Origin of the sequence: Polaribacter sp. SA4-10 (assembly GCF_002163835.1) — a bacterium.
GTDB lineage: Bacteria > Bacteroidota > Bacteroidia > Flavobacteriales > Flavobacteriaceae > Polaribacter.
Map to the genome: position 1 here is coordinate 2653152 of NZ_CP019331.1, position 20018 is coordinate 2673169.

A 20018-nucleotide genomic window follows, 5' to 3' on the forward strand; every position below is an offset into this window, starting at 1 on the left:
TTTTTGTTTCCTGTAAAACAAAAAAAAATATGATGAGCACAAATGTTATTGCCAAAGAAATGGGGGCAAAAAAAGTAATAAGAAAACATGTTTCTGCAAATTTTAATAAAAAAACTGTAGACGCAAAATTAAAAGCAAATTTTAATAACGGCAAGATTAAGCAGAGTATTTCTGTAAGTATGAAAATTAAAAAGGATGAGGTAATTTGGCTTAAAGGAACTAAGTTTATAACTATTTTTAAAGCAAAAATAACTCCAAATTCTGTACGTTTTTATTCACCTTATGCTAAGAATTATTTTGAAGGAGATTTTTCTATGTTAGAAAAGCTGTTAGGTACAGATATTAACTTTCTACAGCTTCAAAACTTATTATTAGGGCAGTCTATGATGAATCTAAAAGAAGAAAAACAGGAGGTAACAATAATAGATAATTCTTATGTTTTGTCTCCAGAAGTTCAAGCAGATTTATTTGATATTTTCTTTGCTGTAAATCCTTCGCATTATAAATTAGATAAACAATCTGTTGTAAACAATGCTAAAAACCAACGATTAGATGTTTTTTATCCATCGTATACATTGATTAATGATGAGTTGTTTCCTTCAGAAATAAAGATAAAAGCAAAACAAGCAAGTAAGTTTACTAATATAGATTTTATTCTAAAATCTGTTGAATTTGATACAGATTTAAACATGTCATTTTCTATACCAAAAGGTTATAAACGTATAAATTTATAGTGATAAAAGCAAGATTTTATATATCAATTTTTCTTATTTTAATAAGCTCTTTTTCTGTTTTAGGACAAACAAGAAAGCAGCTAGAAATTCAACGAAAAAAATTAAAGAAAGAAATTGTACAAGTAAATAGATTGCTTTTTGATCAAAAGAAGAAAGAAAAAAATGCTTTAGAAGATTTAAAAGATCTTAATCAAAAAATAAATGTTAGAAGTAAATTGATTAATACAATTAATTTAGAAGCTAAAATTTTATCAAAAGAGATAAGAGTAAATGAGAAGAAGTTAGAAAATCTTAATAAAAATTTAGAAGCTTTAAAAGCAGATTATGCAGATATGATTTTTAAGTCATACAAAAGTAAATCGCAACAAAGTAGAACTATGTTTTTGTTGTCTTCACAAAATTTTCATCAAGCATATAAAAGATTAGAGTACATGAAGCAGTACACTTCTTTTAGAAAAAAGCAAGGAGAAGAAATACTTGTACAAACAGATTTAGTTACAAAAATGAATGATTCTTTGTTGTTTCAAAAACAAGTAAAAGATACATTAATTTTATCTGAACAAGATGAAAAATTAAAAATTGAAACTGATAAAAAAAGCAAGGAATCATTAATTTCTAAGATAAAAAAGAAAGAAAGTAAGTATAAAAAAGACTTGCAAAATAAAATTTCTGAAGAGAAGAAGGTTGCTAGTAAGATTGATAAAATTATACGTGAAGCTATTGCTAGAGCAAATAGAATAGCACTGGAAAAAGCAAAGGCAGAAGCTAAATTAAAGACAAAGTCTAGCTATAAACCTAAGCTTGTTAAGAAAAACGAGTTTATTTTAAGTCCAGAAGCAAAAGCTTTAGCGTTAAAATTTGAACAAAATAAAACGAAGTTGCCTTGGCCTGTAAAAGAAGGTTTGGTTACTAGAAGATTTGGGGTTCAACCACATCCAACAATTGGTGGAATAACAGTAAATAGTACAGGTTTGCATATAAATACTAGTGCAGGAGCTATAGCAGAATGTGTTTTTAATGGAAAAGTTTTGGCGATTCAATTAACCTCAGAAGGAAGAAAGAATGTTTTAGTGCAACATGGTAACTATATTACTGCGTATAATAATTTACAAAATTCGTATGTAAAAACGGGAGATGAAATTGTCACAGGTCAAAATATTGGAAAAATTTTCACGGATAAAGTTTCAGGAAAAACAAAACTAATTTTTGTATTATTTAAAAACACTACACGTTTAAATCCTTCTTCTTGGATTTTAAAACGATAGTTATCTCTTCATCACTTTCTTTATAATATTCTTACTTGTTATAGCAGAAGTAGTAATAACGCCAGAAAATAAAGCAGCAGCAACTCCTGCTGTTACAATATCTTGGCCTGTAAGGTAAAAGTTTTTAATTGGTGTTCTTGGTTTCAAGAAACGTTGCCTAAAACGTTTAGGAGTATGGTCTAAGCCATAAATTTCTCCTTCATCATAGTTGATAAAATGCTTTGTAGTTAGAGGTGTAGAAAGTTCATAATGTTCAATTTTTCCTTTTGCCTGTGGTATGTGCTTGTATAAAACCTCTAACAAACGATTCGCTATTTTTTCTTTTAATTCGTTATACTCCTCACCGCGTTTCATCCATCGAGTTCCATCCCAATTTTCGAAACCATCATAAGGCAATAATGTTATAATATCTATAGTGCTTTTTCCTGGGTATCTGTTAGACCAATCTGGATCTTTTGCAGAAGGGAAAGAAATATATACAACAGGAAAATCTGAGTTAACATCTTTTAAGTAGTTGTCTATAGCTGTATCGTGTTCTATTTTATCTGGATAAATCCAATAGTTAGTTTTCGGTAAATTTAATTCTTCTGGAGACCCATCAAGACCGATATACAAACAGGCATGTGAAACAGCTCTTTTTACAGATTGTAGTTGTTGTTTTAGTTGATGTGTTTCTGCAGTTTCAGTTGGAATTAATTTGTTATAGGTAGTCATAATTCCAGCTCCGGAAATAATATTTTTTGCATAAAACACTTTTCCGTCTTTCATTTTTACTCCAATAGCTTTATTTTTTTTTATAATGATTTCATCAACTTCTGCACTTATTAAAATAGTTCCTCCAGCTTTTTCTATTACAGTATCTATGTGTTTTGCTATTTCTGATGATCCTCCAATAGGAAAACTACCCCCAGCAAAATAATGTTTAGCTACCGCTGCATGCATTACAAAACTACTCTGTTTTGGAGGTAAACCATAATCACCATATTGGCCAGAAAGAACTTTTATTAATTCTTTGTTTTTTGTGATTGAACTTAAAACTTCATAAGTAGTTTTATCAGAAAACTTATAAAAGGGTTCACGCATTTTTCTTCCAATAATTTTACTTAATAATGGAGATAATGCTTTGTCCATGTAAAATTTTTGACTCGTTTTTATGGCTTTAAAAACTAAATTTACGTACTCATCAATTGCATTTTTTTCATCAGGAAAATAAGAAAGGATTTTGTCTTTAAAGTTTTGGACTCCTTTAACAAAATCATATTCTTTATTACCGATTATAATTTTGTCATATACATCACCCATATCTGCCCATTTTAATTTGGCATCTGTAATGTAATCAAAGAGCTTTTTTATAACAGAGTTTTCTCTTTGTACTTCTCCTATATAATGAATACCAACATCCCATTCAAAACCTTTACGCTTAAAAACATGAGTGAAGCCTCCAGCAGTATAATGGCGCTCTAAAACTAAAATTTTCTGACCTTCTTTTGCTAGAATTGCAGCAGTTGTAAGACTTCCCATTCCAGAACCAATAATAATGGAATCGTAATTTTCTGCTAAAGTTGGGTTTTTCTTGTAAGATTGTATCATAAAATTAATTGTAAAAAGCGTACTTGCTAATATACAACCTATATTTTATGAATATTTCTTAATTTGGTTGCGGAAAATATTTTATATTTTTTTGAAGAATAATAGCATTAGGTAATGTTATTAATTCTTTTTCTGGTGTTCTTAAAGTGATGAAAAAAGCACCAATATCTCTAATTTCTCCAGTAATATTATTGTCTTTTTCCATAATTGTTATGGTGTCTCCAATTTTTACTGGGTAATTTATAAATAAAATAATACCAGCTGTTATATTTGAAAGTATAGACCATTGTGCAAAAAAAGCAATTCCTAAAATGGTTAAAAAAGAAGAAATATAGACCAGTAATTGTTTCTCATCAACTCCCCAAATAAAAGAAACAACTACAATTAATGTAATATAAATTAGAATTGTAATTATTTTATTTGTTACTGCAATCCTTGCTTTTTGAAACCCAAATTTTGTCTGAATTTTTTTTAAAGAATTAGTAATTAATAGTCGAATAAAAAAAGCAATTACAAATATTGCAATTGAGTATATTATTTTATATTTAAAAATTTCCATAAAAATATAATTTATTTAAATAAAGCTTTTAAAGCAGTTGCTTCATTAGGGTTTAATCTACCTGCTAATACTAGGCTTAATTGTTTACGTCTTAATGCTCCTTCAAAACGTTCTTTTTCTAAAGTAGTCTCTGGTTCTAGTTTAGCTATTTCAACAGGTTTTCCTGTTTCATCAACAGCTACAAAAGTATAAATTCCTTCATTTACTTTTGTTTTTTGACCAGATTGTCTGTCTTCTATCCAAACATCAACATAGATTTCCATTGAAGATTTAAATGCTCTAGAAACTTTAGCTTCTACAGTTACAACACTACCTACAGGAACGGCTTTTGTAAATGCAACATGATTTACAGATGCCGTTACAACAATTCTTCTAGAATGTCTTCTTGCAGCAATACTGCATGCTCTGTCCATTCTTGCAAGTAATTCTCCACCAAAAAGATTGTCTAAATAATTGGTTTCTCCAGGTAGAACTAAATCAGTAAGTATCGTTAAAGATTCTTTGGGTGTTTTTGCTTCCATCAAAAAGTAATTTCTGCAAAGATACTAATCACTATATTAAAAGTAAGGTTAAAATATAGAAAGAAAAGAGGAGGTTAATCTTATTTTTTAATAAGTAACCAAGCGTCTTTAGAAAGGGTGTCCTGAATCTTATAAAGGTTATTAGTTGCTTCATCTCTGTCAGCAAAACTGTTGAAAGAAACTTGAGTTAATCCCCATTTATTAACACCAATAATTTTGGCATCAAAACCTTTCCTTTTTAGCTGATTGATTTTCTTCTCAGCATTTTCTGGAAACTGAAAAGCCCCTGCAATAATATGGTAGGGTTTAGCTGTTTCTTTTACAACATTTAACTCAATTGTTGGTAAAGGATTAGAAATTATAAAAGTTGCAGATTGAATTTTTTTTTCTAAATCTTTTTGCTGATTTGCAAGTGTTTCCTTGTGCTGGTTTTGTTGATAACCATTGTAACCTGCAAAACCTAAAGTTAATAAAATAGCAGCAGTTGCAGCATATTTAATAAATACAGGAATTCCTTTTTTCTCCTCCTTTTTAACTATAGGGATTAAAGATTTTGCTTGTGCTTTATATCTCTTTATTGTAGAAGAATCTACAGTAGAAAGACCAAAAGATGCTGTTAAATAATTAACTTCTTTATTTGGTTCAAAAACTATTTTACGGTTTTCATTTAAAGTTAAACTACCTAAACTATCTATTTCAACAGATTTAGATTCTAATTCATTTTGCCATTTTATTACAGACAAAGAAATTGCAGTTGAAGCTTTTTCAAAAGAAATATTTTCTACTGAAGCAATATAATTAGCTAATAAACCATCATTGTGTTTAAGATGACTGTTAAATGTAATTTGTTTTGTTGGTGGATAAAATGTGTGCGTAAAGTGATTTATTTTTGCGCCAATTTTATTAGTAACAAAACCGCCAAAATCTGGAACAATTACGCAGTCATATCTATATAATAAATCGTTAATGTAAGTAGCTAAAGTCATAGTAACAAATATATGAATTTTGAGAACTAAATGAAACTAAGTGCCTGAAAGTTTATCAACAAAAATTTTATATCTTGGTATTCAAATTGTTACACTTGAAAGAAGAAAAATTAATAGCTATTTTGCGTTTGCAAAAATCAAAAGCGATAGGTTGTATTATTGCAAAAAAATTAATTGCTGCAACAGGTAGTGTTGAACAAATTTTTAAAGAAAGTCCAGGTAAACTTCAAAAAATAAATGGAATAGGGCAGCATGTTACGAATCATTTATTTGATAAAGTAAATATTAAACTTGCAGAACAAGAACTAGACTATATTAATAAAAATAAGATTGGGTATTCGTATTTTTTAGAAGAGGAGTATCCAATTAATTTACAACATTGTATCGATTCGCCAATTCTTTTTTTTAAAGACGGAAACATAGATTTTAATAACCCAAGAATAATTTCTGTTGTTGGTACAAGAAATATGAGTTCTTATGGCAGCCATTTTTGCAATAAATTAATAGATGATTTGGCAGAATACAATCCAATTATAGTGAGTGGTTTTGCTTATGGTGTGGATATTTGTGCTCATAAAGCAGCGATAAAAAATAAGTTGCAAACCATTGCAGTTTTAGCACATGGTTTTGAGGAAATTTATCCAAAAGTTCATAAAAAATATATAAATCAAGTAAATGAAAATGGAGGCTTTTTAACCGAATTTTGGCATGATGAAACCCCATTAAGAGAAAATTTTTTAAAACGAAATAGAATTGTTGCTGGCATATCTAAAGCCACAATTATTATAGAATCTGCAGAAAAAGGTGGCTCTTTAGTAACTGCAGATATTGCAAACTCTTATGATAAAGATGTTTTTGCCTTGCCAGGTAGAGCAACAGATTTATTTAGTAAAGGGTGTAATAGTTTAATAAAAAATAACAAGGCATTTTTATTAAATTCTTCTACAGATATTATAAAAATGCTAAATTGGGATATTGTAGAAAAACCAAAAGAAATTCAAAGACAATTATTTGTTGAATTAAATGAAAATGAACAAAAGATATACAATTTTCTTCATCAAAAAGGGAAACAAGTTTTAGATTTAATTTCTATAGAATGTACGATTCCTATTTATCAACTATCCTCAATTTTACTTCAAATGGAATTAAAAGGTGTTTTAAAACCTTTACCAGGAAAATTATTTGAATTGATTTAAATTATTTGGTTTCAAAAAAATCCTTTATTTATTCTTATTTTTGAGGCAAATCAATACAAAAGATGGCAGTAGAAAAAAAATTGATGTCCAAGAAAAAACCTGCATTTCCAGTAAATGAAATGTTAGATGCGTATCTAAAAAATTACAATAGAAACATAAAAATTTCTATTTATTATGAAGATTTGCTGCGTTTTCAAGGTTCAGTTACTGTCTATGATAAAAATGATGAAGACACACTTTGGATTCGAACGTACTATTCAGATTCAGATAGAGAAGAGATAGACAGAAGCTTAAAAAAAGTCTACACAATGTTGCATTCAGATGGTAATGAAGTGAGCATTCCATTCTTAAATGTAGATGCCATTGATTATTGTACGTTTGGAAATTCGAAACCATTCAGAATTAAAATTAGAAATATTTTAAATGACAACTTTAGTTATTTTTATGTAAAAAAAGCAGACGCTTCGCGAATTTATGGGTTGGAATTAGAGCATATTTTATCTCCACATAATATGAACTTTTTAGTACATAAAGATACCTTAATTGAAGAGCATATTGCAGGAATTCCTGGAGACGATTTTATAAGAGATATTTTGCCACATTGTACAGAATTAGAAAAATCTCAAATAGCTAAAGAATTTGTAAAATTTAAAGAACGTTGTTTAATTCGTTTGTTGGGCGATATGCGCTCTTATAACTACGTAATTACGCCAACACACGATTTTGACCATATTATTTACAAAATTAGAGCCATAGATTTCGATCAACAATCTTTTGAAGGAAACCTAAAAGTGTACAACTTACAGTTTATGAAAGAGAACTTTAAAATGGTAGAAATGGTTGGTAAAAAACTGCAAAATGATTCTATTATACAATACAAAATAGAAGAACGTTCTTTTATGGCAAAAAGAATGATTACTGCGCCAAGAAGAACAGCTCGCTTAATTAAGTGTATGAAAGCAGACACTATTTCTTATCCAGAAAATGTAGAATTACTAAAAAAACATTTAATAGATTATGTTGGAGATGTAAAGTTTAAAGACTGTAAGAATATGGGGGAAATTCTTGAAACAATTCTCGCATTTGTAAAGCGTAACTACTTAGATATTAGTAATAAAGAATTATTTTAGGAGCTATTTTCTGTTTTCCATTATGTTTTTTTATGACTGTTGTTATTGCTAAGTTTACTTTTTTGTAAACTGTGGCAATCTTTTAATTAAAACAGATTACTTCGTAAACTTAGCAATGACGCATATTTATAAAAGCAATTAAAAGGTTAAAAATATCAACAGATATTTGAACGGTTTCAATCAGGGCAATACTTGTTTGCTAACTATTTGTTAAAAAAGCAAGCTATTTCTTACTTCTAAAACTCTCAATAATAACGGTTAGTAAAATTAAACCTCCACCAATATAAGTTGCATTATTGGGCGTTTCACTTAAAATAAAATAGGCAATTATAATTCCAGAAATTGGCTGAATACTACTAATAATACTTGCTGTAGAAGCTGAAAAATGCTTTAAAGAATGCACCAACATTGTGTGTCCGATTGCTGTGGTTATTAGTGCTAATAAGATTAAATACGGCAACTGATTTCCAAAATTAGAGAAATCTCCAAAAAACAAAAGAGGTAGCAATAAAATACTAATAATTAAAGTCTGGTAAAACATTAACATACTACCATTATAATTGGCAATATGTTGTTTTAAAATTAAAATTCTAATTGCATAACAAAAAGCAGAGAAAACGCCTAAAAGTATTCCTTTTAAATCAGCGTTTTCAAAAGTTAGTTCTGGGGTTAAAATATATAAGCCTGTTAAAACTAATACACCTAAAAAAATATGTATTGGATTGAATTTCGTTTTGATAAAAAGTGGTTCTAAAAATGCAATAATTACTGGAAAAGTATAGATAGAAAGCATTCCTATTGCAACATTAGAGATCTTTAATGCGTAGAAATAAGTAATCCAATGTGCTGCCATTAAAAATGCACTAATTACAAATGGCACTAAATCTTTTCTCTTTTTTATCTGTAAATCTACTTTTTTAAATTTACAATAGATAAACAAAATCACACCAGCAAAAATAGATCGAAACCAGATAATTACTTCTGGAGACATATCTATATATTTTCCTAAAACACCAGATGTGCTTATAAAAATTGTAGCTAAAAGTAAAAGAGATATGTTTTTTACATGCAAGTTTTTCATTAAATTTTGCTCAATATATTTAAAGCTGTTTTTACAGAATCAATTTTAATAAACGTAACTAATAAACGCAATCCGTTTTTAGTTTCTTTTTCTTTCATAACACAACTTTTTCCATTTTTCTGAACGTATTTTAACATTCTTGTAAAAGCTTCTGTTTGATAAAAAGTACTTTGTTGATCAGAAACAAAATAACCAACTAAGCGTTTTTGTTTCAAAATAATTTTTTCTAAACCTAATTCTTTTGCTAGCCATTTTACTCTAACAGAGTCTAATAAATCTTCAACTTGTGTTGGTATTTCTCCAAACCTATCAATAATTTCAGATTCAAAAGTTTGTAATTCATCTTCAGTTTTAAGACTTCCTAACTTGCTGTATAAATTTAAGCGTTCTGTAATAGAATTCACATAATCATCTGGGAAAAGGATTTCGAAATCTGTGTCAATTTGAACATCTTTCACAAACTCTTTTGGTTTAGAATTATCTGTTGGATAGAGTTCTTTAAACTCATTTTCTTTTAATTCTTCAATAGCTTCTTGTAATATCTTTTGATACGTATCAAACCCAATGTCATTAATAAATCCACTTTGTTCACCACCTAATAAATCTCCAGCTCCACGAATTTCTAAATCTTTCATGGCAATGTTAATTCCGCTTCCTAAATCAGAAAATAAAACCAAAGCTTCTATACGTTTTCTAGCATCATCTGTCATCATGTGATAAGGAGGAGTAATAAAATAACAGAATGCTTTTTTATTAGATCGCCCAACTCTACCACGCATTTGATGTAAATCAGACAATCCAAAATTATTTGCATTGTTTATAAAAATGGTGTTTGCATTTGGCACGTCTAAACCACTTTCAATAATAGTGGTAGAAACCAAAACATCAAAAGTATTTTCCATAAAACCAAGCATCAATTCCTCTAATTTTTTGCCTTCCATTTGTCCATGTCCGACTTTAATATTTGCAGATGGAACTAAACGTTGCAACAAACCTGCTACTTCTTTAATGTTTTCAATTCTATTATGGATAAAAAATACTTGTCCACCACGTGAAATTTCATAAGAAATTGCATCTCTAATTGTTTCTTCGCTAAAGCGAATTACATTTGTTTCTATTGGGTGTCTATTGGGCGGAGCAGTTTTTATTACTGATAAATCTCTTGCTGCCATTAAGCTAAATTGTAGCGTTCTTGGTATTGGAGTTGCCGTTAAAGTAAGTGTGTCTACGTTTTCTTTGAGGGTTTTTAATTTATCTTTTACAGCAACACCAAATTTTTGTTCTTCATCAATAATTAAAAGACCCAAATCTTTAAATTTTATTCTTTGATTTGTAAGTTGATGTGTTCCTATAATAATATCTATACTTCCATCATTTACACCCTCTATTGCTGTCGTTTTTTGTTTTGCAGTTCTAAATCTATTTAAATAATCTATTCTTACAGGAAAATCTTTTAATCGTTCAGTAAAAGTTTTATAATGCTGAAAAGCTAAAATAGTTGTAGGAACTAAAATTGCCACTTGTTTGCCATTATCTACAGCTTTAAAAGCTGCTCTTATTGCAACTTCTGTTTTTCCAAAACCAACATCACCACAAATTAAACGGTCCATGGGTTGTTCTTTTTCCATGTCAATCTTTACATCTTGAGTCGCTGTAAATTGATCTGGCGTATCTTCATAAATAAAGCTGGCTTCGAGCTCGTGTTGTATATGAGTATCTTTGCCAAAGGCAAGTCCTTTTTGTAATCTTCGTTTTGCGTAAAGTTTAATTAAATTAAAAGCAACATGTTTAACTCTTGCTTTTGTTTTTTGTTTGATTTTTTTCCAAGCGCCAGAACCTAATTTGTAAATCTTGGGAGGCTTTCCATCTTTTCCGCTGAATTTAGAAATTTTATGAAGCGAATGAATGCTTACATATAAAATATCTCTTTCTCCATAAACCAACTTAATTGCTTCTTGCTTTTTTCCTTGAACATCAATTTTTTGTAAACCACCAAATTTTCCAATTCCGTGATCCATGTGTGTAACATAATCTCCAATTTCTAAATTATTGATTTCCTTTAAAGTAATGGCTTGCTTTTTTGCATACCCATTTTTTAATCGGAATTTATGATAACGTTCAAATATTTGATGATCTGTATAACAAACCAACTTTTGCTCAACATCTACAAAACCTTGATAGAGTGGAAAAACGATGGTTTCATAATGAACTTCTTGTTCATGATCGTCAAAAATATCATGAAAACGATTTGCTTGTTGCTCATTTGCGCAAAAAATATAGTTTGTAAAACCCGCCTTATGATGCTCATTTAAATCATCAATTAATAAATTAAATTGTTTGTTAAATGAAGGTTGTGGTATGGTGTTAAAATCTATGATTTCAAAATTATGAACTTGTTTCTCTATCTTTTGATTAGATTCTGAAACAAGTTCAGAATGACGCTTTGCGTCAAAATTAACCAAAGTGAAATGCTGTAATTGGTTTTTTATAAAACTGCCATTACAAAATAATTCAGATGGTTTTGCATGATTAATCTCTTTTGATAAATCTAAAAATGCTTCTTCAGCTTTAGAGAAGAATTTGTCTAAATTTCCTGAAAGTAAATCGATGTTTTTAATAAAAACAATGGTATTTGAAGAAATATATTTTAAGAAACTTTCTCTGTTTTCTTGTAATGTTTTGTTTTCTACATTAGGCATTATAGAAACCTTTTTAAGTTTCTCTTTAGATAGTTGCGTTTCTACATCAAATGTTCTTATGCTATCTATTTCATCACCAAAAAACTCAACTCTATAAGGTTCATCATTAGAAAAAGAAAAAACATCTATTATTCCTCCACGCACAGAAAATTCACCTGGTTCTGTAACAAAATCTACCCGTTTAAATTTATATTCAAATAATATTTCGTTTACAAAATCTAGCGATAAACTTTCTCCAACAGCAACTTTTAAGGTGTTTTTTTCTAATTCTTTTTTAGTAACAACTTTTTCAAAAAGAGCAGTTGGGTAGGTAACTATTACAGCAGGTTTTTTACGCGAATTAATTCTATTTAAAACTTCAGAACGTAGTAAAACATTAGCATTATCTGTTTCTTCTATTTGATAAGGTCTTCTATAAGAACCAGGGTAAAAAAGCACGTTTTGATCACCTAAAAGTTGTTCTAAATCATTTAAATAATAAGCAGCTTCTTCTTTGTCATTAAAAATTAAAAGATAAGGTTTGTCTGTTTTTTTAAACGTCTCAGAAATAACAAAAGACAATGACGAACCTACCAAATTCTGTATTTTAAAATGGTTTTTGTCTTGTTGAAAGGCCTTAATTATCTGCGAAACATTCGCAGAGTTTTGATATTGATTTACAATGTTCTGGGTACTCAACGTAAAATATTTTATGCAAATATATTAAATTGAAAACTGCATACTTATATGTCTTTCAGACTTTTTCTTTTTTATTGGATCAAATTGAGAAGAATATGACTTTTAATGCTAACGATACCTATTAAAATATTTATAATATGAATAGAATTTTTTTTTACCGTAAATAATGACAACGAGAAACCCTAGTTTGAGAATACTTTTTGGCAAGCTGTAATGTTTTTAGTTAACACACGGATAATGTATAAGTTCTAGAAAAAGTAAATTAATTTGCTGTTGAAGGAAAACTTACTTCTAGAAGTTATGAAACTAAAGAATTAGAAAAAAGTGATATTACAGAAGTTGTTTTTAAAGAGCTTTTGACGCATTGAAATAAGTAATATTGAAAAGCTAAGCATGTTTTTTTTTTAAAAAATATGCTTTATTGATTTTTGGCAAAGAAAAAGAAGTATTAAACAATTTGAACTTGTATGCTTTAGAATAAGATGCTATTGAAATCATAATCAAGTAAAATGGTTTTATAAAAAGCACCCTTCAAAAGGAGAATGGTTTAGTGTCTTTTTTAAAGTTTTTAATCAACTTTTTTAAAGAGCTGAAGTGATATATGTCATAGTAAAAAGGTTTTAATTCAATTAATTTTGAGAAGTAAAATCTTAAAAGCATGAAAAAGTTTTTATTATTTATTTTTTTAATATCTTGTTCATTAGCTTCTCAAAATAAATGGACTTTAGGTGTTGGTGCGTCCGCAGCAATTTTTGCAGAAGAAGGGACTAATAAAGTTAAGGAAATTGTAAACACACAATTTCCAAGTATTCATGTTAGCCGAAAATTAGGAAAAAATATTTCAGCTGATTTTATATATACTTTTCAGCTTTTAGTACCTAGTAATATTACAAATTCATTTAAATATGCTTCTTTTGATACTTATTTAAGGTATGATTTTCCAGAAATCTGTTTAAAGATAGTTCCTTTTGGAGGTATAGGTTTTGGATATGTTGAAGGCGCGACTACCACACCAAATCCTCAAGGATCTTTTAGTTTTAATATTATGGGTGGTGGTACTCTTTGGGTTTCAAAAAGATTTGGTCTAACAGGAAGGTTAATCAATAAGTATGTATCTTCTAATTCTGAATCAATGGCCTCTCACGTTCAGTTAATTGGAGGTATTGTGTATAAGTTTGGTAGGAATAGGGGTTTTGGCAAGGGGCGAAGTCATCTCTGGGATATGAAATTTTAATTTTCTTCAGCTTTAGAGAAGAATTTGTCTAAATTCCCTGAAAGTAAATCGATGTTTTTAATAAATACAATAGTATTAGAAGAAATGGAATTTAATAAGCTTTCTCTGTTTTCTTGTAGTGTTTTGTTTTCTACATCACGCTTTATAGAAACCTTTTTAAGTTTCTCTTTAGATAGTTGAGTTGCTATATCTAATGTTCTTATGCTATCAATTTCATTATCAAAAAATTCAATTCTATAAGATTGGTCATTAGAAAAAGAAAAAACATCTATTATTCCTCCACGTGCAGAAAATTCATTTGATTCTGTAACAAAATCAAACTACATACTTTCTCCAATAGCAACTTTTAAGATATTGTTTTTAATTACAATTTTTTCAAAAATATCAGTAGAGTACATAACTATTAGTGCAGGTTTTTTTGCATTAATTACTTCTATTTAAAACTTCAGAACGGTAAAACATTAACATTATCTGTTTCTTCTCTTTGATAAGGTCTTTTATAAGAACTAGAGTAAAAAAGAACGTTTTGATCACCTAAAAGTTGTTCTAAATCATTTAAATAATAAGCAGCTTCTTTTTTGTCATTAAAAATTAAAAGATAAGGTTTGTCGGTTTTTTTAAACGTCTCAGAAATGACAAAAGATAATTACGAACTCACCAGGTTCTATATTTTAAAGTGGTTTCTGTCTTGTTGAACTTGTGTAATTAAGTGCGTAACATTCTCAGATTTTTGGTGTTTATTTAAAATGTTTTGGGAACTCAATTTAATTTACATTCTGATAAATGTAAGTTCTTATATTTTAAAAAACTATTTTGTGTTTTATTTTCTTAATTATTACAATATATTTGCTAAATATTATTTGTTAATTTGATTTTAAAGCCATAGATTAAAGTGAAAACTAACTATTTAATAATTGTATTTTTATTGTTTGTTTTATCAATAAAAAGTCAGAATGAGAATGATAAATGGTCTTTTGGTGTTAATTTGTCAGTAGTAGTTTTTAGTGGTGAAGGTTCTGACAAAGTTAAGGATCGCGTAAATACACAATTCCCAAATATTCATGTTAGCCGAAAATTAGTAAAAAATATTTCAGCAGATTTCATATATAATTTTCAACTTTTAGGATTTAGTGGTATTGAAAATATATTTAAATATACTTCTTTTGATGCTTATTTAAGGTATGATCTTCCAGAAACCTTTTTAAAGATAGTTCCTTTTGGAGGTGTAGGTTTAGGGTATATTCAAGGTCCGACTACCGCACCAAATTCTGAGGGGTCTTTGAGTTTAAATATTATGGGTGGCGGTACTCTTTGGATTTTAAAAAGATTTGGTCTTACAGCAAGATTAATCTATAAGTATGTGTCTTCTGATGCTGAGTCAATGGCCTCTCACGTTCAGCTTATTGGGGGTGTTGTGTATAGATTTGGTATGAATTCGGTTTTTGGCAAAAGACAAAGCCGTATCTGGGATATGAAACATTAATTTCTAAATTTGAATTCAAAATAGTGGTTGTTGGATAATGAATTTTTCCATTTAAAGAAGCTAATTCTTCTGTGAGTTCCTGCGTTCCTGAATTTCCGTCTTCAGTTTTACTTCTAAAATGAATCAAAGTAAAATACGGTAATTGGTTTTTTACGCTAATTAAAACTTCAGAACGTACTAAAAAATTAGCAGTATCTGGTTCTTCTATTTGATAAGGTCTTCTTTAAGAATTAGGGTAAAAAAAGCACGCTTTAATCACATAAAAGTCGCTCTAAATCATAAGCAGCTTCTTCTTTGTATGTTTTTTTTAAACGTCTTAAAAATGACAAAAGAAAATGACGAACCCACCAAATTTTGTATTTTAAAATTGTTTTGTTCTTGTTGAAGCTGTGTAATTATCTGCGAAACATTTTAAGATGTTGGGTATTGATTCACAATTTGCTGTTTGTTCAACCTACTAAGTTTTATACAAATGTTAGTCGTATATTCATAAAAACCTGTTTTATTTCTTTGGTTTTATAATACATCAGACTATTATTACAAATACCGTTTAGCTATTATAATATGTGATTAAACTAAAAAATATGGCAAACTATTATTCTGAAATTTAAAATATTTTGTGTTATTATTCTTATACGTCGTTTTATTTCCTAATCTTTAAACCCTATATTATGATTTTTAAAATTTGAACTTCATTACTTTTATTTATTTTTTCATTTCATGTAAATGCCCAAAAAGAAAAGAACAATTGGACCTTTGATGTAGATGTAGCAATGGCTAATTATTCAGATACAGATAGTAAAGCGCTAAATGAAACTTCTATAGTTCAGTTTCCGAGGCTTTCTGTATCAAGGTACATGTCTCATAATCTTACTTTAGGGGCTGCTTTTTCAGTAGCATTCGGGAATCAAAAGTATATAACTTTTGATGCTTTTTCGAGATATGATTTTGGCACATCAGAAAAAATTTTCGTGCCATATATTGTTGCTAGAACAAGATTTATTATGGCCGAAGAGGTAATACATACAATTAATGCTGGACTAGGTTTTGCTTTTTTCTGAATATTTGATTCACAAGATTAAATTTATTATATATTATATTGAAATGGAAGCCCAAAATTAAAATTTACGTTTACCTTTGGTTTACTCGTCAATGTAATACACAAAATGAAAATAAAATACAATTATTATATAATTGGTTTTTTGTTTTTGATAATGTCATTCCCTCCTCTGCATAGTCAAAGTGCAAATAACAAATGGACTTTCGCTCTAGATTTGGCTTCCATACCATATCTAATTAAGGATGGCCGCACTATTGCTAGTTCTCTTTTAAATCAATCTCCAAGATTTTCTATAGCGAAGTATATGTCCTACAATATCACTTTTGTTGGCTCTTTTTCAACTGTAATTGGAGGAAATATGAAATATACAACTTTTGACGGTCTAGTACGTTATGATTTTGGGACCTCTCAAAATAGTCTTGTACCCTACGTTTTTATAGGGGGAAGCCTTATTAACGCTTCCAGTTTAACACCAACTACTAACTTTGGTATTGGTAACACCTATTGGTTTTCTGGTAAATATGGATTTAATTCTCAGATAATGTATAAAGACTCTCAAGTTAAGTTTACTAGTCAAAAGTCTCATTTCATGATTTCTGTTGGTTTTGTTTATAGTTTTGGGTTTAGATCTATGCAACCAAGAATGTGGGAACATTAATAGACTTGTTATATTTAATCAAGGCAGTTGTTATCTTATAAAAAGCACCTTTTTCCTTACTTTACAGAGCATAGATTATAAACCACTTAAAGAAAAGAAAAAGAAGTCTTTTCGTGAAAGTTATAATTTGCTTAGCAATAATTTAAAAAAGTGTATATCGAATTCCAACAAAAGCTCTAATTCCTTGATTCGAAGCGTATACGTAACTTGGGTCAAAAGCCAATTCAGGGTTTTGGTTTGTATCAATTCCAGTGTTAAAAGGATTTGTTGAATTGTTAATACTATTTTCTTTTGGTGTAAAATTTAAAAGGTTTTTGACCCCACCATAAATTTCCCAGGTATTTGTATATTTCTTTGATAATTGAATATTCTGTATACTGTACCAAGGAGAAAATTCATCTCTTTTATCATTAAGACCTAATAAAGGTAAACGCATTGGGCCGTATAAATTTCCTGTATAATCTATCGTTAAATCGTTATTAAATCTATACGAAATAGACCAAACGCCACTAAAACTTTCGGTTAATATTTGTCTTGTTTTTATCTTGTTTTCGGTTACTGAAACATCCATTAAAGTTCCTCCGGCGTTAATTGTTAAGCCATTTGTGAAAAGAATATCAGCATTTAGAGAAATTCCTTTAGAAACTGAAAAACCATCTAAATTTGCATAAATAATTTTATTAGAATCTGTTTCATAATCAGGCAATATTCTATTATCAAAATAAGTATAAAAAACACTTGTATCAAAGGTGATAAAAGAATTTTCTGTATTTATTTTCTTTACATAATTAAGGTTTGCATTCCAGGAAGTTTCTGGTTGTAAATCACCTTCGAACTCTACCTTTCTTGCGCCTGTTAAAGCAGCATGGTCTTCTGTAAAAACATTAGCAACTCTAAAGCCATTTCCAACACTTGCTCTTAAAATAGTAGAATTATCTCTAGAATTCCATTTGTAATTTACTCTTGGCGAAAAAATACTTCCATGTGCACTATTGTGGTCCCACCTTGCACCTAATAATATTTTTTTTCTTTTACTTAAACTGATTTCATCTTGAATAAAAACGCCAGGTAAATGGGTTATGGAAGGCTTGTTTGTAACTCCATCATCTTTAAAAGTTGCAAAAGTATCATCATCATAAAATGTATACCTGTAAGCCAGGCCTAAAAGTAATTCATGATTTTCTTTAACTTTTTTATTATAAACAAACTGACCAAAACCGATAACTTGTTCTGCATCATAAGAATCAGTTCCGTAAAAAGAATCTTGATAATGCCCATTTGCACTAAACTGAAAATTAATATTTTCTGATGTTGGTAGTTGATACGTTCCAAAAGTCTCCCATCTATTCGTATAAATACTTTCACCGTATTTTATGTTAGTTCCTCTAAATTCTCGCTTCCAGTCGATTTCTCCTCCCCATCGATCTTCATAAACATATCTTCCCGCAATGGTAAAAACTTTATTACTCTTTCTTTCGATATTAATTTTGTTGAAGAGTGATATTCTGTTTTGCAAAGTTAAATCAGTGAAATTATCATTATTATTATCTATTCTATTTTGAAAATTAAAATAATTGATTCCCATAAGACCTTGGGTTTTTTCTGATATATTATAGCGTAAACCAATATCGGTATTGAGTTCACCCCAAGAACTTATAAAAGTATCTGTTGTTAATTGTGGTGCATTTGTTGGTTTTTTAGTGATGATATTTATGATTCCTCCAACAGCTTCTGAACCATATAAAGTAGAGGCTGGCCCTTTAACAATTTCCACTCTTTCTATCAAAGCTTGCGGAATTCCTGTTAAGCCGTAGACTGTAGAAAGGCCACTTACAATTGGCATTCCATCAATTAAAATAAATGTATAGGGACCTTCTAAGCCGTTAATATGAATATCACCAGTATTACAAACATTGCAATTTAATTGAGGTCTTACGCCATTTACATTTTGCAGCGATTCAAAAATAGAAGGCGTAGGATTTTTCTTAAAAAAACTTTTACTATAAACTTCTACAGGAACAGGACTTGCAGTTTTTGATACGGGCCTTAAAGTTCCTGAAATTACAATTTCATCTAAAGATTTATCTTCTGTAAGTGTAATATTTTTAACGATTTTTTTGTTATTTGTAAGGTTAATTTTTATAGCTATTGTTTTGTAACCAATACTACTAACCAGTAAGGTGTAACTACCTTTTAAGATGTTTTTTAATTTATAAAAACCATTTTCATCTGATGAAGTACCAATTTTAGTTTTCTTTAAATACACATTTGCATATGGAATTTCATCACCATTTTCTGTGGTTATTTTTCCACTAATAGTTTGTCCAAAACTAAGAGTAGATAAAACTAAAAAAACTATAAAAACTGAATATTTCATTTATTTTTTTTCGACAAATGTAATTTAATTTTTAGATGTGTCTAAAAATATTTTATATAAATAAAAAATAATATATTTGCATATCAAATAATTACAATGTTTACACTTTCAGAAGAAAACTATTTAAAGGCAATATATCATTTAGAGGCTATTTCTAATAAGGGAGTTAGTACAAATGCTATTGCTAAAAAATTAGAAACAAAAGCATCTTCTGTAACGGATATGATTAAGAAACTATCTGATAAAGAAGTTGTGATTTATATAAAATACAAAGGTGTAAAGTTAACAGATTTAGGTAAGAAAACTGCGGCAAATGTTGTTAGGAAACATCGTTTATGGGAGGTTTTTTTAGTTGAAAAACTTAATTTTTCTTGGGATGAGGTGCATGATGTAGCAGAACAGTTGGAACATATAAAATCATCAAAATTAATTAATCAGTTAGATGCTTTTTTAGGTTTTCCAAAACAAGATCCTCATGGAGATCCAATTCCTGATAAAGAAGGGAATTTAAACCCAATAGAAAAGAGTTTGTTATCAACGTTATTAAAAAATGAAAGTGGAATTTGTGTGGGTGTAAATGATTCATCATCAGAGTTTTTAAGATTTTTAGATAAAAAAGGAATCACCCTTGGAAAAGAAATTACAATTTTAGATAAAGAAGTTTTTGATGCTTCGTTTTCAATTGAGATAGCTGGTAAGAAATTATCAATATCAAATAAAATAGCAAATAATTTATACATTCAAAAGAGTAACAATAAAAATTAATA

General features: G+C 28.8%; 17 protein-coding genes. 9 read left to right on the forward strand and 8 right to left on the reverse strand.

The genetic code is table 11. The annotated features are described in order from the left end of the window. The first annotated feature begins 32 nt into the window (after window positions 1–32). Together BTO04_RS11625 and BTO04_RS11630 are read left to right on the forward strand one after the other, a co-directional pair. Window positions 33–734 (forward strand): DUF4292 domain-containing protein, encoded by a 702-nt coding sequence (locus BTO04_RS11625; protein WP_232455898.1) that lies wholly within the window; start codon window positions 33–35, stop codon window positions 732–734. Beyond that, entirely contained in the window at window positions 734–1999 is a 1266-nt protein-coding gene (locus BTO04_RS11630) for a murein hydrolase activator EnvC (RefSeq protein ID WP_232455899.1), read from the forward strand. The genes BTO04_RS11625 and BTO04_RS11630 overlap by 1 nt, the downstream gene beginning before the upstream one ends. Here the strand turns inward: BTO04_RS11630 and BTO04_RS11635 are convergent, their stop codons facing one another. The 4 genes from BTO04_RS11635 to BTO04_RS11650 form a co-directional block, all read right to left on the reverse strand. Next, on the reverse strand, window positions 2000–3589 hold the full coding sequence (locus BTO04_RS11635; protein WP_087564658.1) for an NAD(P)/FAD-dependent oxidoreductase: 1590 nt from the start codon (window positions 3587–3589) through the stop codon (window positions 2000–2002). A 58-nt stretch (window positions 3590–3647) separates the two neighbouring features. Then, the gene (locus tag BTO04_RS11640) at window positions 3648–4148 is read right to left on the reverse strand and encodes a mechanosensitive ion channel domain-containing protein (RefSeq protein WP_087564659.1); all 501 of its coding nucleotides are present in this window, start codon (window positions 4146–4148) and stop codon (window positions 3648–3650) included. 11 nt (window positions 4149–4159) lie between these two features. Beyond that, complete coding sequence (locus BTO04_RS11645; RefSeq protein WP_087564660.1) at window positions 4160–4669, reverse strand: acyl-CoA thioesterase; 510 nt, start codon at window positions 4667–4669, stop codon at window positions 4160–4162. Between the two features lie 80 nt (window positions 4670–4749). Beyond that, entirely contained in the window at window positions 4750–5655 is a 906-nt protein-coding gene (locus BTO04_RS11650) for an SPOR domain-containing protein (RefSeq protein ID WP_087564661.1), read from the reverse strand. A gap of 95 nt (window positions 5656–5750) precedes the next feature. Between BTO04_RS11650 and dprA the strand changes: the two genes are divergently transcribed. Beyond that, on the forward strand, window positions 5751–6851 hold the full coding sequence (dprA, locus tag BTO04_RS11655) for a DNA-processing protein DprA (protein WP_087564662.1): 1101 nt from the start codon (window positions 5751–5753) through the stop codon (window positions 6849–6851). 62 nt (window positions 6852–6913) lie between these two features. Beyond that, window positions 6914–7981, forward strand: a complete 1068-nt coding sequence (locus BTO04_RS11660) for a hypothetical protein (protein WP_087564663.1) — start codon at window positions 6914–6916, stop codon at window positions 7979–7981. Window positions 7982–8204: 223 nt separating this feature from the next. Here the strand turns inward: BTO04_RS11660 and BTO04_RS11665 are convergent, their stop codons facing one another. Then, complete coding sequence (locus BTO04_RS11665) at window positions 8205–9062, reverse strand: DMT family transporter (protein WP_087564664.1); 858 nt, start codon at window positions 9060–9062, stop codon at window positions 8205–8207. Beyond that, window positions 9062–12385 carry a transcription-repair coupling factor gene (mfd, locus tag BTO04_RS11670; protein ID WP_232455984.1) on the reverse strand — a complete coding sequence of 1108 codons (3324 nt, stop codon included), beginning with the start codon at window positions 12383–12385 and terminating at the stop codon, window positions 9062–9064. Before mfd ends, BTO04_RS11665 begins: the two co-directional genes overlap by 1 nt. Before the next feature lie 712 nt (window positions 12386–13097). Here mfd and BTO04_RS11675 point away from each other — a divergent pair. After that, the gene (locus tag BTO04_RS11675; protein ID WP_087564666.1) at window positions 13098–13673 is read left to right on the forward strand and encodes a hypothetical protein; all 576 of its coding nucleotides are present in this window, start codon (window positions 13098–13100) and stop codon (window positions 13671–13673) included. Here the strand turns inward: BTO04_RS11675 and BTO04_RS15770 are convergent. Next, complete coding sequence (locus BTO04_RS15770; protein ID WP_368356380.1) at window positions 13670–13948, reverse strand: hypothetical protein; 279 nt, start codon at window positions 13946–13948, stop codon at window positions 13670–13672. The two genes, BTO04_RS11675 and BTO04_RS15770, sit on opposite strands and share 4 nt — an antisense overlap. 617 nt (window positions 13949–14565) lie before the next feature. Between BTO04_RS15770 and BTO04_RS11680 the strand changes: the two genes are divergently transcribed. From BTO04_RS11680 to BTO04_RS11690, 3 genes are all read left to right on the forward strand, one after another. After that, window positions 14566–15156, forward strand: coding sequence for a hypothetical protein (locus BTO04_RS11680; protein WP_087564667.1), 591 nt, complete (start codon window positions 14566–14568; stop codon window positions 15154–15156). A gap of 773 nt (window positions 15157–15929) precedes the next feature. Then, complete coding sequence (locus BTO04_RS11685; RefSeq protein WP_087564668.1) at window positions 15930–16217, forward strand: hypothetical protein; 288 nt, start codon at window positions 15930–15932, stop codon at window positions 16215–16217. Between the two features lie 153 nt (window positions 16218–16370). After that, complete coding sequence (locus tag BTO04_RS11690) at window positions 16371–16874, forward strand: hypothetical protein (protein WP_157662461.1); 504 nt, start codon at window positions 16371–16373, stop codon at window positions 16872–16874. Window positions 16875–17016: 142 nt separating this feature from the next. Here BTO04_RS11690 and BTO04_RS11695 read toward each other — a convergent pair whose 3' ends face one another. Continuing rightward, window positions 17017–19251, reverse strand: coding sequence for a TonB-dependent receptor (locus tag BTO04_RS11695; protein WP_087564670.1), 2235 nt, complete (start codon window positions 19249–19251; stop codon window positions 17017–17019). 96 nt (window positions 19252–19347) lie between these two features. Between BTO04_RS11695 and BTO04_RS11700 the strand changes: the two genes are divergently transcribed. After that, window positions 19348–20016 (forward strand): metal-dependent transcriptional regulator, encoded by a 669-nt coding sequence (locus tag BTO04_RS11700; RefSeq protein ID WP_087564671.1) that lies wholly within the window; start codon window positions 19348–19350, stop codon window positions 20014–20016. The last annotated feature ends 2 nt before the right edge of the window (window positions 20017–20018 follow it).

Excerpts from the sequence above, each read along its gene's own strand:
- BTO04_RS11695 (WP_087564670.1), bottom strand. The coding sequence starts at position 19,251 with ATGAAATATTCAGTTTTTATAGTTTTTTTAGTTTTATCTACTCTTAGT.
- BTO04_RS11625 (WP_232455898.1), top strand. The coding sequence starts at position 33 with ATGAGCACAAATGTTATTGCCAAAGAAATGGGGGCAAAAAAAGTAATA.
- BTO04_RS11660 (WP_087564663.1), top strand. The coding sequence starts at position 6,914 with ATGGCAGTAGAAAAAAAATTGATGTCCAAGAAAAAACCTGCATTTCCA.
- BTO04_RS11640 (WP_087564659.1), bottom strand. The coding sequence starts at position 4,148 with ATGGAAATTTTTAAATATAAAATAATATACTCAATTGCAATATTTGTA.
- BTO04_RS11675 (WP_087564666.1), top strand. The coding sequence starts at position 13,098 with ATGAAAAAGTTTTTATTATTTATTTTTTTAATATCTTGTTCATTAGCT.
- BTO04_RS11685 (WP_087564668.1), top strand. The coding sequence starts at position 15,930 with ATGGCTAATTATTCAGATACAGATAGTAAAGCGCTAAATGAAACTTCT.
- BTO04_RS11635 (WP_087564658.1), bottom strand. The coding sequence starts at position 3,589 with ATGATACAATCTTACAAGAAAAACCCAACTTTAGCAGAAAATTACGAT.
- BTO04_RS11645 (WP_087564660.1), bottom strand. The coding sequence starts at position 4,669 with ATGGAAGCAAAAACACCCAAAGAATCTTTAACGATACTTACTGATTTA.
- BTO04_RS11665 (WP_087564664.1), bottom strand. The coding sequence starts at position 9,062 with ATGAAAAACTTGCATGTAAAAAACATATCTCTTTTACTTTTAGCTACA.
- BTO04_RS11700 (WP_087564671.1), top strand. The coding sequence starts at position 19,348 with ATGTTTACACTTTCAGAAGAAAACTATTTAAAGGCAATATATCATTTA.
- BTO04_RS11650 (WP_087564661.1), bottom strand. The coding sequence starts at position 5,655 with ATGACTTTAGCTACTTACATTAACGATTTATTATATAGATATGACTGC.
- BTO04_RS11690 (WP_157662461.1), top strand. The coding sequence starts at position 16,371 with ATGTCATTCCCTCCTCTGCATAGTCAAAGTGCAAATAACAAATGGACT.